The organism is Burkholderia sp. L27(2015) (genome assembly GCF_009765705.1).
In the GTDB taxonomy this organism is placed as follows: Bacteria; Pseudomonadota; Gammaproteobacteria; order Burkholderiales; family Burkholderiaceae; genus LMUX01.
This window is the reverse complement of sequence record NZ_LMUX01000009.1, coordinates 395,030-412,323: the sequence shown is the minus strand read 5'-3', so window position 1 is coordinate 412,323 and position 17,294 is coordinate 395,030. Positions and strand designations below refer to the sequence as shown.

General features: G+C 58.5%; 15 protein-coding genes. 8 read left to right on the top strand and 7 right to left on the bottom strand.

Annotated elements, in window-relative coordinates; all coding sequences use genetic code 11:
• Positions 1-16 precede the first annotated feature (16 nt).
• From GSQ77_RS06610 to GSQ77_RS06600, 3 genes are all read right to left on the bottom strand, one after another.
• Positions 17-1,063 (bottom strand): oxidoreductase, encoded by a 1,047-nt coding sequence (locus GSQ77_RS06610; RefSeq protein WP_158900260.1) that lies wholly within the window; start codon positions 1,061-1,063, stop codon positions 17-19.
• A gap of 65 nt (positions 1,064-1,128) precedes the next feature.
• On the bottom strand, positions 1,129-3,090 hold the full coding sequence (locus GSQ77_RS06605) for a bifunctional transcriptional regulator/glucokinase (protein ID WP_158900258.1): 1,962 nt from the start codon (positions 3,088-3,090) through the stop codon (positions 1,129-1,131).
• Positions 3,072-3,272, bottom strand: coding sequence for a hypothetical protein (locus tag GSQ77_RS06600; protein WP_158900256.1), 201 nt, complete (start codon positions 3,270-3,272; stop codon positions 3,072-3,074). The genes GSQ77_RS06605 and GSQ77_RS06600 overlap by 19 nt, the downstream gene beginning before the upstream one ends.
• A gap of 258 nt (positions 3,273-3,530) precedes the next feature.
• Here GSQ77_RS06600 and GSQ77_RS06595 point away from each other — a divergent pair, with 258 nt between their 5' ends.
• From GSQ77_RS06595 to GSQ77_RS06575, 5 genes are all read left to right on the top strand, one after another.
• Positions 3,531-4,610 carry a porin gene (locus GSQ77_RS06595; protein WP_158900254.1) on the top strand — a complete coding sequence of 360 codons (1,080 nt, stop codon included), beginning with the start codon at positions 3,531-3,533 and terminating at the stop codon, positions 4,608-4,610.
• Positions 4,611-5,173: 563 nt separating this feature from the next.
• Complete coding sequence (locus GSQ77_RS06590) at positions 5,174-6,424, top strand: ABC transporter substrate-binding protein (protein ID WP_158900252.1); 1,251 nt, start codon at positions 5,174-5,176, stop codon at positions 6,422-6,424.
• Positions 6,425-6,479: 55 nt separating this feature from the next.
• The gene (locus GSQ77_RS06585; protein WP_158900250.1) at positions 6,480-7,433 is read left to right on the top strand and encodes a carbohydrate ABC transporter permease; all 954 of its coding nucleotides are present in this window, start codon (positions 6,480-6,482) and stop codon (positions 7,431-7,433) included.
• Positions 7,434-7,446: 13 nt separating this feature from the next.
• Complete coding sequence (locus GSQ77_RS06580) at positions 7,447-8,301, top strand: carbohydrate ABC transporter permease (protein ID WP_158900505.1); 855 nt, start codon at positions 7,447-7,449, stop codon at positions 8,299-8,301.
• A 102-nt stretch (positions 8,302-8,403) separates the two neighbouring features.
• Positions 8,404-9,522, top strand: a complete 1,119-nt coding sequence (locus tag GSQ77_RS06575; RefSeq protein ID WP_158900248.1) for an ABC transporter ATP-binding protein — start codon at positions 8,404-8,406, stop codon at positions 9,520-9,522.
• 52 nt (positions 9,523-9,574) lie between these two features.
• Here GSQ77_RS06575 and GSQ77_RS06570 read toward each other — a convergent pair whose 3' ends face one another.
• Entirely contained in the window at positions 9,575-10,741 is a 1,167-nt protein-coding gene (locus GSQ77_RS06570) for an alkene reductase (RefSeq protein ID WP_158900246.1), read from the bottom strand.
• A 78-nt stretch (positions 10,742-10,819) separates the two neighbouring features.
• Between GSQ77_RS06570 and GSQ77_RS06565 the strand changes: the two genes are divergently transcribed.
• Positions 10,820-11,221: a helix-turn-helix domain-containing protein gene (locus tag GSQ77_RS06565; protein ID WP_158900244.1), complete on the top strand. Its 402-nt coding sequence runs from the start codon at positions 10,820-10,822 to the stop codon at positions 11,219-11,221.
• A 17-nt stretch (positions 11,222-11,238) separates the two neighbouring features.
• Here the strand turns inward: GSQ77_RS06565 and GSQ77_RS06560 are convergent, their stop codons facing one another.
• Positions 11,239-11,979 (bottom strand): SDR family oxidoreductase, encoded by a 741-nt coding sequence (locus GSQ77_RS06560; RefSeq protein ID WP_158900242.1) that lies wholly within the window; start codon positions 11,977-11,979, stop codon positions 11,239-11,241.
• A 239-nt stretch (positions 11,980-12,218) separates the two neighbouring features.
• On the opposite strand from GSQ77_RS06560, the gene GSQ77_RS06555 reads away from it, so the two are divergent.
• Complete coding sequence (locus GSQ77_RS06555) at positions 12,219-12,488, top strand: FimD/PapC C-terminal domain-containing protein (RefSeq protein WP_158900240.1); 270 nt, start codon at positions 12,219-12,221, stop codon at positions 12,486-12,488.
• A 131-nt stretch (positions 12,489-12,619) separates the two neighbouring features.
• Entirely contained in the window at positions 12,620-13,132 is a 513-nt protein-coding gene (locus GSQ77_RS06550; protein WP_158900238.1) for a hypothetical protein, read from the top strand.
• Between the two features lie 86 nt (positions 13,133-13,218).
• On the opposite strand, the gene GSQ77_RS06545 is transcribed toward GSQ77_RS06550, so the two are convergent.
• On the bottom strand, positions 13,219-15,456 hold the full coding sequence (locus tag GSQ77_RS06545) for an NADP-dependent isocitrate dehydrogenase (RefSeq protein ID WP_158900236.1): 2,238 nt from the start codon (positions 15,454-15,456) through the stop codon (positions 13,219-13,221).
• 436 nt (positions 15,457-15,892) lie between these two features.
• A complete protein-coding gene (locus GSQ77_RS06540; protein WP_254067473.1) occupies positions 15,893-17,209 on the bottom strand; it encodes an MFS transporter in 1,317 nt (438 codons plus the stop codon).
• Between the last annotated feature and the right edge of the window lie 85 nt (positions 17,210-17,294).

Here is a 17,294-nt window from a genome sequence, read left to right as displayed (position 1 = left end):
CTGGGTCCTTGGTCGCTTACAGCAATTGCTGAAACGGCAACCGACGCCCCTCTCTATCGCTTTGCAGTGCGAGATCGATGACCGTCATCACGTCGACACCATCCTGCGCGGTGACGGGAAACCGCGTGCCGTCGAGAATCGAAGCCGCGAGGGCTCGGTAATAATCGACGTACGCACCATCCCGCGTCGCGATCGGTTCATGCAGATCACGATCGCCCTCGACTTCGCGCAGGCGTCCCGGCGGATTGCAACCAAATTGCGGATCGCCCGGGCGCAGGCCGGCTTTCAACTGACCCTCCTGCACGTCCAGCCCGGTTTTTACGTAACTGCCGCGAGTGCCATGCACGAGGAAGCGAGGCGGCTCGAGCGCCGCCAATGCGCTCGCATGCAAGATGACTTGCTTGTCTGCATAGCCCAGTTGCAGGTGCATGTAGTCGGGCACGCAGGCGTGATCGCGCAGCGCCTTCACGGTCGCCGACACGGTAAGCGGCAGACCGAAGAGTGTGAGCGCCTGGTCGATCAAATGCGGTCCCAAGTCAAACAGGAGCCCCCCGCCACGCGACGCCTGTTCGCGCCAGCGCTGCGCAACCGTGGGCCGAAAGCGATCGAAGTGCGACTCGAAATGTGTCACGCGCCCAAGCCGACCGCTTTCCAGTAACGCGCACACGGTCATGAAATCGCCATCCCAACGTCGATTATGAAAAGGCGCAAACACCAAGCCACGCTCGCGAGCGAGATCCGCTAACGCGCGGGCATCGTCAGCGTGTAGGGCCACGGGCTTGTCTACGACGACATGCTTGCCGGCTTCCAGCGAGCGACGCGCGAGCGTGAAGTGGGTATCGTTGGGCGTGGCGATCACGACGCAGGCTATGTCATCGCGAGCAACCAGCGCATCGATGCCCGGCACGATTGCCGCGCGCGGCCAGTGCGCCTGCGCGCGCTCGCCCTGGCTCGTCGCGATAGCCGTCAGCGTCGCACGGCCGCAATGCTCAATCACGGGCGCGTGGAACGTGGCGCCCGCAAACCCATAGCCGATCAGGCCGACTTTCAACATAGCGGTCAAATGGATATCCGTGGGCGGGTTAACTCAGTCAACAGCGTCGGTCAGCAGCCTTGCAACAAAGCCTATCAAGCCTTGCCGCGGTACCGCTCGGGCAAAGGCGCCACCCCGTGGCTCAGCCACTCCAATATTTCCTGCGCAGAGCGATCCCGACTGTTGCTGCCAAGGTCATCCTCGGAACCGCCGTGCCCCTCACTGGCAGGCGGCATCAGCGAGCCCGCCGGCGAGGCGCGCCGCATGGCAACACCGACTGCCAGGATATCTATCATGACCAAATGCAACACGCGCGAAAGCATTGACAACTGAGTCTCGCGAGTTTCGATGTGATCGGTTTCGAGTGAAATCGTCGCTCTTTTGGAAAGCGGTGTATTGCTCGAGGTAATCGCGATCACACAAGCGCCAGCCTGCATCGCGACTTCGATGACGCGCAGCAACTCCGGCGCCTTGCCCGATTTCGAAATCACCACGATCACATCGCCCTCGCGCAGCAGGGCTGCGGATGCCATCTGCATGTACAAGTCCCCGTACGCAATCGTCGGGATTCCGAAGCGGAAGAATTTGTAATGCGCATCCTGCGCGACGATACTGGAATTACCCAGGCCATAGAATTCAATGCGGCGCGCGTTGCTCAGTGCATCGATGGCTCGTTCGACCCGCTCGAAATTCAGGTGATCGCGCAACTGCAAAAGTGCCGAAACCGTATTGTCGAGCACCTTGGCACCGAAGTCGGTTGCCGTATCGCCCATATGCACCTGGCTGTGGCTCACAGGTATGGTGCCGGTCAACTCGCTGGCCAGCTTCAGCTTGAAATCGGACAAGCCCTGACATCCCAATGAACGGCAGAAGCGGATCACGGTGGGCTGACTCACATTGGCTTTACGCGCAATGTCGACGATGGGGTCGTTAATGATGGAGCGTGGATGCTCGATCGCAAGATCCGCCACGCGCCGTTCCGCCGGGGTAAGGCCGTCGCGCATCTGGCGGATCCTGCCAGACACTGCGGAGGGCGCGCCCGAGCGCATATCGAGTTGATCGGCGAGAATGGCGGCAACACCCAGGAAAGCCGGATGCTCGATCGTGATCAGGTAAGTCGGTACGTCTTTCAGATAGCCGGCGACACGCCCTTTCGCTTCGAAGCGCTGACGAAACGACGATTGCACGAAGAATTCGCCGAGCCTGGGCACCACACCGCCGCCAATATAGATGCCGCCCAACGCGCCTAGCGTCATCGCAATATTGCCGGCAAAGGTGCCCAGCACGCCGCAGAAGCAGTCGAGCGCCTCGCGAGCCAAGGGGTCGCCTGCCAGAGCGAGCTTGACCACCGCCGGCGTTTCCAGGGTAGCCGCAGCCCCCCGTTTCTTCGCCTGTGCTGCCAGCGCGCGGTAGATCAAGCCAATACCGGGCCCAGCGGCGACGCGCTCGAACGAAACATGCGTCCATTGCTTGCGCGCGTACGACAGGATGTAATCTTCCCGTTCATCGGACGGTGCGAAACTGGCGTGGCCGCCCTCCGAACCCAAAGCGAGCCAGCGGTCGTCACTCGGAATCAGTCCCGACACGCCCAGCCCCGTGCCGGCACCGACGAGGCCGATCACCGCATTCGGGCGGCGTACCCCCGCACCGACCTGCAAATACTGCGTCCCGGACAACATCGGCAACGCCATCGCCAAGGCCGTGAAATCGTTGACCACCAGCAGCGTATCGAAGCCGACCGCGCGCCGGGTCGCTTCGATCGAGAAATTCCAATCGTGATTGGTCATGCGCACCTGGTCGCCGTCGACCGGGTTGGCGATTGCGATCGCCGCATGATTCACCCGAACGATTTTCAGATCGGCCAAATACTTTTGAATCGCCTGAACGACCCCGGGAAAATCGGCGCACGGATAAACGCGTACTTGACCGATTTCGCCCGGCGCCTTTTCCAACGCGAAGCGAGCGTTGGTACCGCCAATATCGGCGAGCAAGCGCGGGCCATCGGCGTGTGCGTTCTTGCGCGGTGACACTGCTTTATTCAGTACACCAGTGAACATCGAGATCCCCCTTGATGGCTTGCCAATTTCGAGACTGCATTATCGATCAGATTGACTGCCGGCTGTTCATCGCGCAGCACAAACAGCGCAAGCGGCTCATGGGCGGCGTCGAGCGCCGACCGTTTTTGCACCGGCTTCTTATCGAGACGAGGGCCGATCCGGTAAATCTGTTGGGCTTGCATAAACCTCCGGGTGAACTTCGAATTTTAGTAGTCTAACAAAATAAAGTTTGACACTTATCTGTAGTTTAACTACGATTGCCTTCGTCAGATAGCCTCTTAAATCAAAAAGATTGCGCTGCGGCTCGGGTTGCAACGCGGTGAAGACGGATCAATAAGGCGTTTGAGATGGAATTGAGTAATCGTAGGCGATAGCAACCAAGGGTAACTAAGTAGAACTAATTACACATCGAATAAAAAGACTAAAAAAAGGAGACGTTAATGAGGAAAACGCTACTCGCAGCCGCGCTGCTGGGTCTGGGCACGAGCGCCTACGCGCAAAGCAGCGTGACGCTGTACGGTCGGCTGGACAATGGCCTGGAGTACCAAACAGGGGTTCCCACGAGCGCAAACGCAAGCAGCTCGCGCCTTCGCGTTGAAAGCGGAGACTGGGGGACCAGCCTGTTCGGGTTTGAAGGCGTCGAGGACATCGGTGGTGGCAACAAGGTCACGTTCCACCTCGAAGACGGCCTGAATACCGTCACCGGAGCCAGCGGCGGAGTAGCAGGCACGGCTTTCAGCCGTTACGCCGATGTCGGCATCGCCAACGACCACTACGGCACCTTGCTGCTGGGCAAGCAGCAGTGGATTTCGAACATGGTGTGGGACTTCGATCCACTAGGCCAGTCGAACTGGTCGTCGGCTTCGCTGGTTGGGGGCCGCAACTGGCCGGGTTCGCAGAACGATGTGTCTTATCACACGCCGACGATAGGCGGCTTCGACGCATACGGCGTGTATTCGCTGAGCGGTTCGACCGACTTCAACGGCAACACGACAGCCGGCGCGCAAAACGGGCGACGCGATGGTTTGGCACTGACCTATTCCGCGACGCTGTTTCAAGTGCGCGGCATCTATGACGAAATCCGCAGCAGCACCGGCGGCTTCACCGACGTGTATGCCTCCTCACGCGAATACTTTGCCGGTGTGAATGTGTTCCTCGGTCCGGTCAAGGTGCAAGTCGCTTATCAAGGCTCGCATGCGCCGCAAGCTTTGTTGGGAGCGCCGTCCACGACCAACCTCGAGTGGGGCGGTGTGACCTACCTCGTCAACCCGGCAGTTTCGCTGACCGCCGCGGCCTATCACGTGAACGCCAACAACAACGGGGGTTCAGCGACGCTGTACACGTTGGCCGGCACTTACAGTTTCTCCAAGCGCACGTTGATCGCACTGGAGGCCGCGACTGTGCATAACAGCTCGACCGGCGCATTTGGCCTGAACGCGAACGAACCGGGCACGGGCGATGCGCCGCTGCAAGGGCATGGACAGTCCGGTGTGTTTATCGACCTGCAGCACGCGTTCTGATCCCTACTTTCGTAGTCTTACGTTGGCGCGAGAAGTGTGTGTGATTTCCGGTGCGCCTGAATACAGCGCACCGGTTTTTTTTGTCGCAAGCGACGTGGGTCGGTAGGTCAATTGCTTCGCGCGCGGTGCGCGACACAAGCGAGCTCACCGTAGTTCAATAAAATATTTTTTGACACTCAAGTGTAGTTTAACTACAATAAAAAACAGGAGGTACCCCAAATTCTCAAAGATCTATAGCGCAGTCCAAGGCTAAGCAAGATTGCAGGGTAAGTAGCGCATCCCCGTAAGCGTTGTATCTACGCGGCGCGCACTGACGATACGAGGCCAGCCTCTTGTCAGAAAAATAAAAGCACCGGCCAACCCAGGCGGTCCGCAAAAAAGAAGGAGACAGCGTTGCATACCATTCCACTCAGAGTCTGAGCGGTTGCAGGCCTTCGGGCGCTGTAACCCACCCATGGGCACTCGCCCAGGGGGCTCAGCCCGATTGCCCGCCACCAAGACTACCCTTCCCGCCCCACGAGCCTGGAGCAAAACGTCTTTCAAATTGGTGTCTGGAGATCTCGATGAAATTGCGTACGATGATGGGTGCACTTTGCGCGGCCGGTCTGATGGTCGCGGGTATTCAGGTAGCGAGCGCGGCTGAACAGCTTGAAGTCCTGCATTGGTGGACGTCCGGCGGCGAATCCAAAGCGGTTGGCGTGCTCAAAGCGGACATGGACAAACAAGGCTATCAGTGGCGAGACTTCGCTGTGGCCGGTGGCGCAGGTGCCGCGGCAATGACGGCACTCAAGACCCAGGTTATCTCAGGCAATGCCCCCACGGCCGCTCAAATCAAGGGGCCGCTGATCAAGGAATGGGCGGACGAAGGCGTGCTGACCAATGTCGATGCGGCAGCGAAAGACTGGAGCAAGAACCTGCCCCCGGCGATCGATGCGCTGATGAAATACAAAGGCCACTACGTGGCGGCGCCCTTCTCCGTGCACCGCGTCAACTGGCTATGGATTAACGCCGATGCGCTGAAGAAAGTCGGCGCAACCGCCCCCACAACCTGGCCGGAATTTTTCGCACTGGCTGACAAGCTGAAGGCCGCTGGCTATGTTCCGGTCGCGACTGGCGGCCAACCTTGGCAAGACCTGACCATTTGGGAAACCGTGGTGCTGTCACAAGGTGCGCCGTTCTACAAGAAAGCATTGGTCGACCTGGATCCGGCCACGCTGACCTCGCCGCAAATGGGCACCGTCTTCGATACCGTGCGCAAGATCGAAAGCTATTTCGATGCGGGTCACTCCGGTCGCGACTGGAATGTCGCGACCGCCATGGTGATCAATGGCAAGGCTGGCATGCAGTTTATGGGTGACTGGGCCAAGGGCGAATTCGTCGGCGCCGGCAAGGTGGCAGGCCGCGACTACGTTTGCTCACCGGCACCGGGCACCGCTACCTCGTTCACTTACAACGTCGACTCGTTTGCTTTCTTCACACAAAAGGGTCAGTCCGGCGCAACGCCAGGACAATTGGCGCTGGCAAGCACCATCATGAGCCCCGATTTTCAGGCGGAATTCAGCCTGAACAAAGGCTCGATCCCGGTGCGTCTAGGCGTGCCGATGGATAAATTCGATGCCTGTGCGAAACAGTCTTATGCCGATGAGCAAACGGCATTGAAGAACGGCAGCTACGTCCCTTCGTTGGCGCATGGTATGGCACAGAACGATGCCGTTGCAGGCGCCATCACCGACGCCGTGACCAAGTTCATGAACTCGAACGAAGACACGAAGACGGCTCTGTCCGACTTGGCTAAAGCGGCCAAAACCAAGTAACGAAACCCAAGTTCGTCCGGCTTGCGGCCGGCGAACTATTTCGAGGAGTGATGCCGTGCCTGCTTCCCTCAGCAGCGAGAAACCCGAGCGGCTTGCGCCCCCGCGTGAACAACGTCGCACCGCGTCACGCTGGGCGACACTGGCTGACGCATGGATTCCCCGCATCGTGTTGGCGCCCAGCGTAGTCATCAGTCTGGTATTCGTCTACGGCTTTATCCTCGTCACCGGCTATTTGTCCCTGACCAGTTCGCACCTCATGCCGAACTACACGTTCGACGGTTTCTCGCGCTATACCGAACTATTCGCCAATGACGTCTGGTGGACCTCAGCGGCCAATCTGGCGTGGTTCGGCGTTCCGTTCATCGCCATTTGTACCGCTCTGGGCCTATTCCTGGCGATCCTGCTGGATCAGAAAATCCGTGCCGAAGGGGCATTGCGCGCGGTGTTCATGTACCCGATGGCCTTGTCGTTCATCGTCACCGGCACCACTTGGCAGTGGATCTTGAATCCGACGCTGGGCGTGCAGAAAGTGCTGCATGACTGGGGCTGGACCAGTTTCAACTTCGATTGGCTGGGCGATCCGGACAAAGCGATCTTCTGCGTGGTGATCGCCGCTGTGTGGCAATCCACCGGGTTCGTCATGGCACTGTGTCTGGCCGGCCTGCGCGGCGTCGATGGCGAAATTTTCAAGGCAGCCCAACTCGACGGCGCATCGTTGCCCACCGTCTATCGCAAAATCGTGATCCCCAGCATGCGGCCGGTGTTTTTCTCCGTGATGCTGATCCTGGCCCACATTACGATCAAGACCTTCGACCTCGTGGTGTCGCTCACGGCTGGCGGCCCAGGCACATCGTCGTCGTTGCCGGCCATGTTCATGTACACCTTTTCATTCAATCGCGGCCAACTTGGCGTCGGTGCCGCTTCGTCGATGATGATGCTCGCGACCGTGATTGCGGTGCTCGTGCCGCTGATGTACCTGGAATCCAGGAGTACGCGCAATGGACTTTAAGGCCAGCTCCAACATGGGCCGTTTCACCATCAACCGCGCCATGATTTACGCGGTATTGATCCTGTTTGCACTGTATTTTCTGTTCCCGATCTATGTGATGGTGTCGACGTCGCTCAAAGATCTCGACGAACTGCGCACCGGCAATATGTTGACGCTGCCGACGCACCTCACGATCGCGCCGTGGGTCAAGGCCTGGAGCGGCGCCTGTACCGGCGTGCGCTGCGACGGCATGGAACCGTTCTTCCTGAACTCGGTGCGCATGGCTATTCCTGCCGTGCTCATTTCATCGATCATTGGCGCTTTCAACGGCTATGTGCTGACGCACTGGCGTTTCCGTGGTGCGGACCTGATTTTCACGATGTTGTTGGTCGGCTGCTTCATCCCGTTCCAAGCGATCTTGCTGCCGATGGCACGCCTGCAAGGCATGCTCGGTCTGGCCAACACCACGGGGGGTTTGGTGCTGGTGCACGTGATCTACGGGATTGCGTTCACCACCATGTTTTTTCGTAATTTCTATGTGGGCGTTCCCCACGAACTGGTCAAGGCGGCACGTGTCGATGGCGCGGGCTTTTTCATGATCTTCACACGCATCCTGCTGCCAATCTCGCTGCCGATTTTCATGGTGTGCCTGATTTGGCAATTCACGCAGATCTGGAACGACTTCTTGTTCGGAATCGTGTTCTCGGGTGTCGATTCGATGCCGATTACCGTGGCGCTGAACAATCTGGTGAACACCTCAACGGGTGTCAAGGAATACAACGTCGACATGGCGGGCGCCATTATCGCGGCCCTCCCCACCCTGCTCGTCTACATGATCGCGGGTCGTTATTTTGTGCGCGGGCTGACTGCTGGTGCGGTCAAAGGTTAAAGCGCTCGGGTTGCGCCATGCCTGCGGGCTTCGCTACTCACGGCAGCACCGAACCAAGCTCATCGTCTGGCCCGCGCCAGCTTCTGATAAAGGATACAACGCATGGCAAGCCTTTCCATCCGCGACGTCTACAAGACCTACCCGAATGGGGTGCCGGTCCTCAAAGGTATCGATATTGAAATCGAAGACGGCCAATTCCTGATACTGGTCGGCGGCTCGGGTTGCGGCAAGTCGACCTTGCTGAATATGATCGCCGGCCTGGAGACGGTCACCCGCGGCGACATCCTGATCGATAACAAGATCGTCAACAATCTCTCGCCCAAAGATCGCGACATCGCGATGGTGTTTCAGTCGTACGCGCTGTACCCGTCAATGACAGTACGGGAGAACATGGCGTTTGGCCTCAAAATCCGCAAGATGCCGAAGGCAGAACAAAAAGCCATCGTCGAACGCGTTTCAGATACCTTGCAAATTTCGCACCTGCTGGACCGCAAGCCTGGTCAGCTATCGGGCGGCCAACGGCAGCGTGTCGCGATGGGGCGCGCGCTGGCACGCGACCCGGTGATGTTTCTGTTCGACGAGCCGTTGTCGAACCTCGACGCCAAGCTGCGTATCGAAGTACGTTCCGAAATCAAGCTGATGCACCGGCGCCTGGGTACCACCATCGTCTATGTGACGCACGATCAGATCGAAGCGATGACGCTGGGCGACCGGATCGCCGTGATGAAAGATGGCGTGGTTCAGCAATTCGGCGCTCCGCAGGATGTCTATGACAGCCCATCGAATCTGTTCGTGGCGGGCTTCATCGGCTCACCGCCGATGAATTTCATCAATGGCACGCTGCTGGAAGCCGGCTCCGGGGTGGGGATGCTGCTTGAAAGCGGTGATACCCAAACCGTTCTGAACCTGCCGTTCAGCGCGCCATCGGTGCGCAGCCATATCGGGCAAAACGTGATCCTGGGATTACGTCCGGAACGCATTACGGATAAACGCCATGCGCATAGCACGGCAGAATCGCTGCTTCAGGAAATCAACGTGAAGGTCGACTTGATCGAGCCGACTGGCCCGGATACTTTGGTTTTTGCACAAATCAATAACCGCCGCACCGTGTGCCGAGTCCATCCGAGTGCGCAGCCGCGAGCACGTGAAAATATTGCACTGATGTTCGATGTCTCGAAAGCAGTATTGTTCGATCCGACAAGCGAAGACCGAATCGCTTGAACGCGCTCAGTCAGACAACAGGGTCAGGTGTCGTTGCGCCTGTCCATTCTGTTTATGCCGCCGACCCGCCGTCGAGATCGAGGGCGACGCCATCGAAATTCGGAAAGTCGACATAGCCCTTCTCGCCGTTCCGGGTGTAAAAATCGGACGGGTCGGAATCGGTCAGCGGCCAGTCGCTTTTGAAGCGCTCCACCAGATCAGGATTGGCGATGAAGGGTCTGCCGAAAGCAATCAGATCGACCCAACCCTTATCGAGCGCCAACTGAGCGGTGCGTTGCGTGAATCCGCCGCACCAGATTAGTGTTCCGTGGAACGCATCGCGCACCCTACGCACGAGATCGTCGCTGAGATTTCCGCCGGTAAACTCACTGTCCTCCACATTTCCTGCTGGCATCAACTGATAGACCATGTGCAGATAGGCGACGCCGCGCCGACTCAACTCGTCGCACAAATACAGCAAGGTTTCTTCCTCGCGAGGATCGACCGGCATGCTGTTGAAGTTCCCGAATGGGGAAACGCGGACGCCGACTTTGTCAGCACCGAGCTCCCGGATCGCGGCATCCACCACCTCAAGTAGCAGACGGGTCCGGGTTTGCGGTGTCTGGCCACCATAATTATCGGTGCGTGTGTTCAGCGTCGAATTCATAAACTGATTGAACAGATAGCCGTTTGCGGCATGGATTTCTACACCGTCGAACCCTGCGCGTCTCGCGTTTCTGAAGGCGGTTGTGAATTCGCTGACGAGATCGGCCATTTCCTCGGTCTCGATCTGTCGCGGGGTGCTAGCCCGGACAAAGGTGAGCTTGCCGTCGGCATCATGGGCGAAGACATCGGACTCGCTCGCGCGTTCGTCCGTGACTCCCCAAGGCGCCTCGCCATCGGGCATCATAGACGTGTGAGCCATTCTTCCGACATGCCAGATTTGCAAAAAAATGGCACCTTTGTTGCGATGTACTTGCTCTGTGACCAAATGCCATCCCTCGACCTGCGCCTTTGTGTAGATACCCGGTGTCCATGCGTAGCCCTTGCTACGTGCAGACACGTCGGTCGCCTCGGTTACAATCAGTCCGGCGCTGGCGCGTTGACCGTAATAGGTCGCCATCAACGTGTTCGGAACATCGCCGTCGGACGTCCGTGTTCGAGTCATGGGCGCCATCACGACGCGATTTCTCAAGGTGAGGTTCTCACCGAGTTTATGGGTGTCGAATAAAACGGGCATCGATACTTCCTCAGGTACTGAATGGTCGATTCAGATTAACCTGAGCCAAATGTTCAATCCACACACCAATTGGTGCGCATGATGAAGGTGACAAAACGACTTCCAGGCTTACCCATTGAACGGACATTGGGCGTCATTGCTGGACGGTGGAAAGCCGTTCTCATTTACATTTTATTGAGCGGCCCCAGGCGCGTATGCGAGCTTGAAAACCAGATTGCCGGCATCTCGCAGAAGGTTCTGATTCAGCAACTCAGGGCGCTTGAAGAACATGGGCTGGTCCATCGGGAGACTTTTGCCGAAGAACCGCAGCGTGTCGAATATACGCTGACGCCATTGGGGATGAGCCTCAAGCCGCTGATTTCGCAGCTCTATGAATGGGGCCTGCACCACGCGGAAGAACTGGATCAAACGAGCAAACTCCTTCCCTGCGGGTTATGCGATCAACCGGACTCGCCATCGGCAGCCGGGCGTAAAGCCTGACGGCACGTCCCTCTAGCTCACGCAAAGCCGCCATTCGCACGAAGTATCTGTGCGTTGACCCACTCGCCATCCGGACCCGCGAGAAAAGAGACCACTCTTGCCACGTCATCCGGCGTACCCAGCCGTTCAAGCGGCGCGAGCTTGCCCAGGGTAGCAATCTGTTCAGGCGTCTTGCCTTTGAGGAACAGCTCGGTACCGACCGGACCAGGCGCCACCGCATTGACGGTGATATTGCGCCCGCGCAACTCATTGGCCAGGACAGGCACGAGCCCTTCGACGCCCGCCTTGGAGGCGATATACGCACCATATGTCGGAAAGGATTTCGCGAGCACGCTGCTCGAGAACGCGATGATGCGACCACCGTTGCCCAGCAACTTTGCCGCCTGGGAAAATACCAGGAAAGTGCCGCGCAGGTTCGTTGCGATGACTTTGTCGAAGACGTCGACGTCGAGTTCGGCGATCAAGCCCATCGGCATGATGCCGGCGCTGTTGACGACGACATCGACGCGTCCCAATGTATCGAGCGTGGCGCTGAACAACTGCTCGACATCCTCCGCGCAAGCTACATCGACCTTCACCGCAAGGCCGCGTCGACCGATCTTCTTGGCTTGAGCGATCACCGCATCGGCTACGGTCGAATGCCCTGCGTAGGTGGCGACCACATCGAATCCGTCTGCCGCGAGCCGAGCGGCCACCGCGCCGCCGATTCCACCTGAAGCGCCCGTGACAATCGCGACTTTCCCGTTCGGATCGGACATTTCGTGTCTCCTGACGAATTTGGAATCTTTTTAGGATTGTCAGCGGGATCGAGAGTAGGGGTCTTTCAAGTTGGCACGGAAACTATCAAAAATGCCGCGCCCGACCACTTCTGCAAACAGGCGCAGCGGGCGGGTGCGCACGCCTTACGATCAATGAAATAGGCCTGTCGATCGTCGATGCTGGTCACGGCTCGGTCAATCATATTGATTTCGGCGTCGTCAAAACGCGCCGGATGTTGATGACCACGACACGACCCGACGGCCAAGCGTTACCCAAAGGCTCGACCGTGCTCGATGACGCTAACCAATTCGTCACCACGATAGGCGACGGCGGCACCGCGTTCGTCTCGAATCCGAGCATGAAGCCCAATCTGCATGTAACGCTAGCCGATGGCCGTAGCTGCCAGCTGCAGTACAGCTTGCCTGAAAAGGCGAGTGTGCGCTTTTACGACAAGGTCGGTGCGATATGCGTCGCTCCGGATACACAGAACGGTGCAGGCCTGAACTGAGATGCTTGAGCGTTACTCAAGCGTTGCTTGCACGTTTTTGCGCAACCTAGGAAACAAGCGAAATGATTAATATTGGAATGAGCCGGCGTGGCCTGGCCAAAAGCATAACGTCCCTGCTCTTGGTGATTGGCATGCAAGCGGTCAGCGCCGCGCCGGCGAACAACTGCCAACTTTTGCTGGGCGACAGCCAGGTTGACTACGGTACGGTGACCCGTTCCGAGCTGAGCCCACTGACAAAATATCCGCGCTACCTGTCGTTTGGCAAACGCGTGGTGACGGCGACGGCGGTGTGCACGGTACCCACGCGGATGTCACTGTTTTTTAGGGGATCGCCGAGCCCGAACAACCTGTTCCGCTTCGGCGAGCACAACGGTTTTGTGGTGCACGCGATGCGGGCTCAGTTAGACAACCACTCTGTACTGCTCGCGCAGCTCGCCGCACCGCGTCAGCCCGTCGGCGCAGGCAGCGAAAGTGTCACGCTAATGCCGGGACAGGGAGTGGCCGTTGCAGCCAGCGACGGCGGTGTCGGCCGGCAATTAACGCTGCAGTTGGAGGTGGAAGCTTATCTCTCGGACAGCGCAGCACGCGTCACAGCGGCTCAAACGTTTGAAGGGAATACCAGCATCGAATTGCATGCCGAGTAAGCTTTACGGCATGCGCATCTTGATAACAGTTCATGCCCCTTCCGGCAACAAACCGGAAGGGAGCGGACAAACAAAGCTAACTATCCTTAGGCCTGAACAGCCGCCAACACGGCATTGAGCGTCTTGCTCGGCCGCATCACCAGTTCCAGCTTCTCGAAGTCAGGCTTGTAGTAGCCGCCGATGTCTGCCGGCTGGCCTTGCACGGCCGCCAACTCAGCTACGATAGCCTGCTCATTCTCGGTCAGTTTCTTCGCCAGCGGCGCGAACAGCGCGGCCAGGGCCGCGTCCTCCGCTTGAGCCGCCAACTCCTGAGCCCAGTACAAGGCCAGATAGAACTGGCTACCGCGGTTGTCCAATTGCCCGGTCTTGGGCGACGGGTTCTTGTTGTTCTCCAACAGCTTGCCCGTGGCCGCATCCAGCGTCTTGGCCAGGATCTTGGCTTTGCCGTTGCCAGTCTTGATACCCAGCTCTTCCAGCGACACGGCCAATGCCAGGAATTCTCCCAGCGAATCCCAGCGCAGGTGGTTTTCTTCCACCAGTTGCTTGACGTGCTTAGGCGCCGAACCACCCGCACCGGTTTCGTACATGCCGCCACCCGCCATCAGCGGAACGATCGAAAGCATCTTGGCGCTGGTGCCCAGTTCCATGATTGGGAACAAGTCAGTCAGGTAATCGCGCAGAATATTGCCGGTCACCGAGATCGTGTCCAGGCCGCGGATAACGCGCTCCAGCGAATAACGCATGGCGCGCACTTGCGACATGATCTGGATGTCCAAGCCAGCGGTGTCGTGGTCCTTGAGGTAGGTCTCGACCTTCTTGATCATCTCGGCTTCGTGCGGACGATACGGGTCCAGCCAGAAAATCGCCGGCATACCGGAGTTGCGCGCACGGGTGACAGCCAGCTTGACCCAATCGCGGATCGGCGCATCCTTGACCTGGCACATGCGCCAGATATCGCCTTCTTCCACGTTCTGCGCCAGCAGCACTTCGCCGGTGGCGATGTCAACGATGCGTGCTTCGCCCGCTTCCGTCACTTCAAACGTCTTGTCGTGCGAGCCGTACTCTTCAGCCTGCTGGGCCATCAAACCAACGTTAGGCACAGTGCCCATGGTGACCGGGTCGAAGTTGCCGTTGGTTTTGCAGAAGTTGATCACTTCCTGGTAGATGCGGGCAAACGTGCTCTCCGGGATCAAGGCCTTGGTGTCCTTCGGACGGCCGTCGGCGCCCCACATCTTGCCGCCGATGCGGATCATGGCCGGCATCGAAGCGTCTACGATCACGTCGTTCGGCGCGTGCAGGTTGGAGATACCCTTGGCCGAATCCACCATTGCCAGTTCCGGACGGTGTTCGTGGCAAGCATGCATGTCGCGAATGATTTCTTCACGTTGCGTACTGGGCAGCGATTCGATCTTGTCGTACAGATTGACCAGGCCGTTGTTGACGTTCACGCCCAGCTCATCGAATAGCTTGCCGTGCTTCGCAAAGGCATCCTTGTAGAAAATCTTTACCGCGTGACCGAAGACGATCGGGTGCGAGATCTTCATCATCGTAGCCTTCACGTGCAGCGACAACATCAAGCCGGTCTCGCGCGCATCTTCCATCTGTTCTTCATAGAAGTCGCACAGCGCCTTCTTGCTCATGAACATGCTGTCGATGATCTCGCCGGCCAGCAGCGACACCTTGGGCTTGAGCACGATGGTCTTGCCACCCTTGGTGAGCAGTTCCATCTTCACGTCGCGGGCCTTGTCGATGGTCATCGACTTTTCGCCGTGATAGAAATCGCCATGCTTCATATGCGCCACGTGGGTGCGCGAAGCCATGCTCCACTTGCCCATGCTGTGCGGGTTCTTCCGCGCGTAGTTCTTCACGGCGGCGGGTGCGCGGCGATCCGAGTTGCCTTCACGCAGCACCGGATTGACGGCGCTGCCCAGACACTTGGCATAGCGCTGGCGAATCGCCTTCTCGGCGTCGGTCTTCGGTTCTTCGGGGAAATCCGGCACCTTGTAGCCCTTGCCCTGGAGTTCCTTGATCGCGCCGACCAGTTGATGCTGCGAGGCGCTGATGTTGGGCAGCTTGATGATGTTGGTTTCGGGCAGCAGGGTCAGACGACCGAGCTCGGCCAGGTCGTCCGGCACGCGTTGCGCCTCAGTCAGGAATTCGGGGAACTCGCCCAGGATGCGGCCGGCCAGCGAGATGTCGCTGGTAATTACGTTCACGCCTGCCGGCGCGGTAAAGGCGCGAATGATGGGCAGGAAGGCACCGGTGGCTAGCAGCGGAGCTTCGTCGGTCAGGGTGTAGATGATGGTGGGTTGCTGGCTGCTCATTGCGTATCTCTAGATGAAGAAATAGGTTGGGGACGCCGCCGGCTGTGTTACGCACCGGCAGTAACTATCGAATTTTGCCTGATTTTGCGTCCGGGGGTGATCGATCGCGCCAGTCCTGGTGGGGGAATTGCAGCGGGAGGGGCGTGCCGGCTTGTACTGTCAAAGCACAACCGTGAGCGGAGAAATTAGAGTCGGCAAATGACGAAACTTCGACGAAACCTAGACGAAATCCATAAACCGACTGATCTTTCATTTGAAAATGTAAGGAAACTTCCGCCGAGGGCTGCGACGGAATTATACCTTGCAAGCATTAATAACGAGATTAATAGCTTTTGTCGGTTTGGGGCGCTAGCCGGACCGAGCGTTTGCGCAGCGGTCCGATGGTCGCGGCACCATCGCTTCCATCTGTTGTTACAACCAGGCTGTTACATATGGCTTACATATGTATGCGCTCGATTTTGCCGAGGAGGACCGTGTACGCGAAAGTCCCAATCAACGCCACGATGGCGCAGAAACCTAGAGCCCATTCGAACGAACCCGTGTTCTGCACAATAAAGCCGATGGTGATCGGCGTGATAATGCCGGCGAGATTGCCGGCGAAGCTGATGACACTGCCGGTCATGCCCACGAGGTTGCGCGGGGCGATCTCCGAGATCACGACCCAGCTCGTCGACGACATGCCTTGGGCGAAGAAGGCGAACGAGAGGATGAGGATCACGATCAAGTTCGAATGAGTAAAATTGGCCAGCACGATCGAGCCTGTCAGCAGCAAGCCGATGACCATCGGCGCCTTTCGGGCAATATTGACGCTGATTCCGCGCCGGATCATCCAGTCGCCCCACCAGCCACCGAACATGACACCGGCACCAGCGGCAAGATAAGGACCGATCGAAGCGGCGCCCGCATGCAGCATGGTCATGCCGCGCGCCTGGACTAGATAGGTTGGAAACCAGGTTAGAAAGAAATAAAGGGTGGTGGTCGCTGCGAGTTTGCCGATGCATACGCCCCAGATTTGGCGATACGTAAACAGCTTCCGGAAGTGATCCCAACGGAATGGCTCACCCCGCGGCGGCTGACCGATGATTGCGCCACCCTCGCGGATGTAATCGAGCTCTGCCGCGTTTGCCATCGCGCTATCCGCGGGCTCACGGTAGGCGACGAACCAGACGACTGCCCAGACGAGGCCCAGCGCACCCGATAACAAAAAGACGGGGCGCCAGCCAAACGACGAGGCGATCCAGAATACCAGCGGCGTGAGTAAGGCCGTACCGACATAGACGCCCATCGAGCAGACGCTGCCGGCGACACCGCGTTCGCTCTGCGGAAACCACGAAGTTGCGAGTTTGTTATTGGCGGGAAAGGCGGGCGCTTCCGCGCCGCCTACCCCGAAGCGCAGACTGAAGAATGACGTGACGCCTCCTGCGAACGCCTGCAGCACGGTCAAGAACGACCAACTCGCCAAGCACAGCCCGTAAGTGATCTTCGTGCCGAAGCGGTCGAGAAAGTAGCCGCCCGGAAGCGTCGCTGCAGCAAATGCCCAGGAAAAGGCAGAGAACAAAAAACCCATGGTCACGGGGCCGACCGCGAACTCCTTCGAAATCAGCGGCGCCACGATCGCCATGTTGGTCCGATCGAGATAGTTGACGATGGTCCCGACGAAGACCAGCCCCAGCATGAACCACCTCGCATTCGTGCGTCGCGTCACGGCGGCGAGGTCACCGGCTCTCACGTTTACCGCCAGGTTTTGCTTCATGTTGTGTCTCCTTGGGATTGTTCGGCATCTGTTTTTGTTTTTTGCCGTGCACGATTTGGGTGTTGCCCGTTGTCAGCTACATCAG

Bases quoted from the DNA above. Each gene is read 5' to 3' on its own strand.
- GSQ77_RS06605 (WP_158900258.1), bottom strand. From the start codon at position 3,090: ATGTTCACTGGTGTACTGAATAAAGCAGTGTCACCGCGCAAGAACGCA.
- GSQ77_RS06600 (WP_158900256.1), bottom strand. From the start codon at position 3,272: ATGCAAGCCCAACAGATTTACCGGATCGGCCCTCGTCTCGATAAGAAG.
- GSQ77_RS06595 (WP_158900254.1), top strand. From the start codon at position 3,531: ATGAGGAAAACGCTACTCGCAGCCGCGCTGCTGGGTCTGGGCACGAGC.
- GSQ77_RS06590 (WP_158900252.1), top strand. From the start codon at position 5,174: ATGAAATTGCGTACGATGATGGGTGCACTTTGCGCGGCCGGTCTGATG.
- GSQ77_RS06580 (WP_158900505.1), top strand. From the start codon at position 7,447: ATGGGCCGTTTCACCATCAACCGCGCCATGATTTACGCGGTATTGATC.
- GSQ77_RS06575 (WP_158900248.1), top strand. From the start codon at position 8,404: ATGGCAAGCCTTTCCATCCGCGACGTCTACAAGACCTACCCGAATGGG.
- GSQ77_RS06570 (WP_158900246.1), bottom strand. From the start codon at position 10,741: ATGCCCGTTTTATTCGACACCCATAAACTCGGTGAGAACCTCACCTTG.
- GSQ77_RS06565 (WP_158900244.1), top strand. From the start codon at position 10,820: ATGATGAAGGTGACAAAACGACTTCCAGGCTTACCCATTGAACGGACA.
- GSQ77_RS06560 (WP_158900242.1), bottom strand. From the start codon at position 11,979: ATGTCCGATCCGAACGGGAAAGTCGCGATTGTCACGGGCGCTTCAGGT.
- GSQ77_RS06555 (WP_158900240.1), top strand. From the start codon at position 12,219: ATGACCACGACACGACCCGACGGCCAAGCGTTACCCAAAGGCTCGACC.
- GSQ77_RS06550 (WP_158900238.1), top strand. From the start codon at position 12,620: ATGCAAGCGGTCAGCGCCGCGCCGGCGAACAACTGCCAACTTTTGCTG.
- GSQ77_RS06545 (WP_158900236.1), bottom strand. From the start codon at position 15,456: ATGAGCAGCCAGCAACCCACCATCATCTACACCCTGACCGACGAAGCT.
- GSQ77_RS06540 (WP_254067473.1), bottom strand. From the start codon at position 17,209: ATGAAGCAAAACCTGGCGGTAAACGTGAGAGCCGGTGACCTCGCCGCC.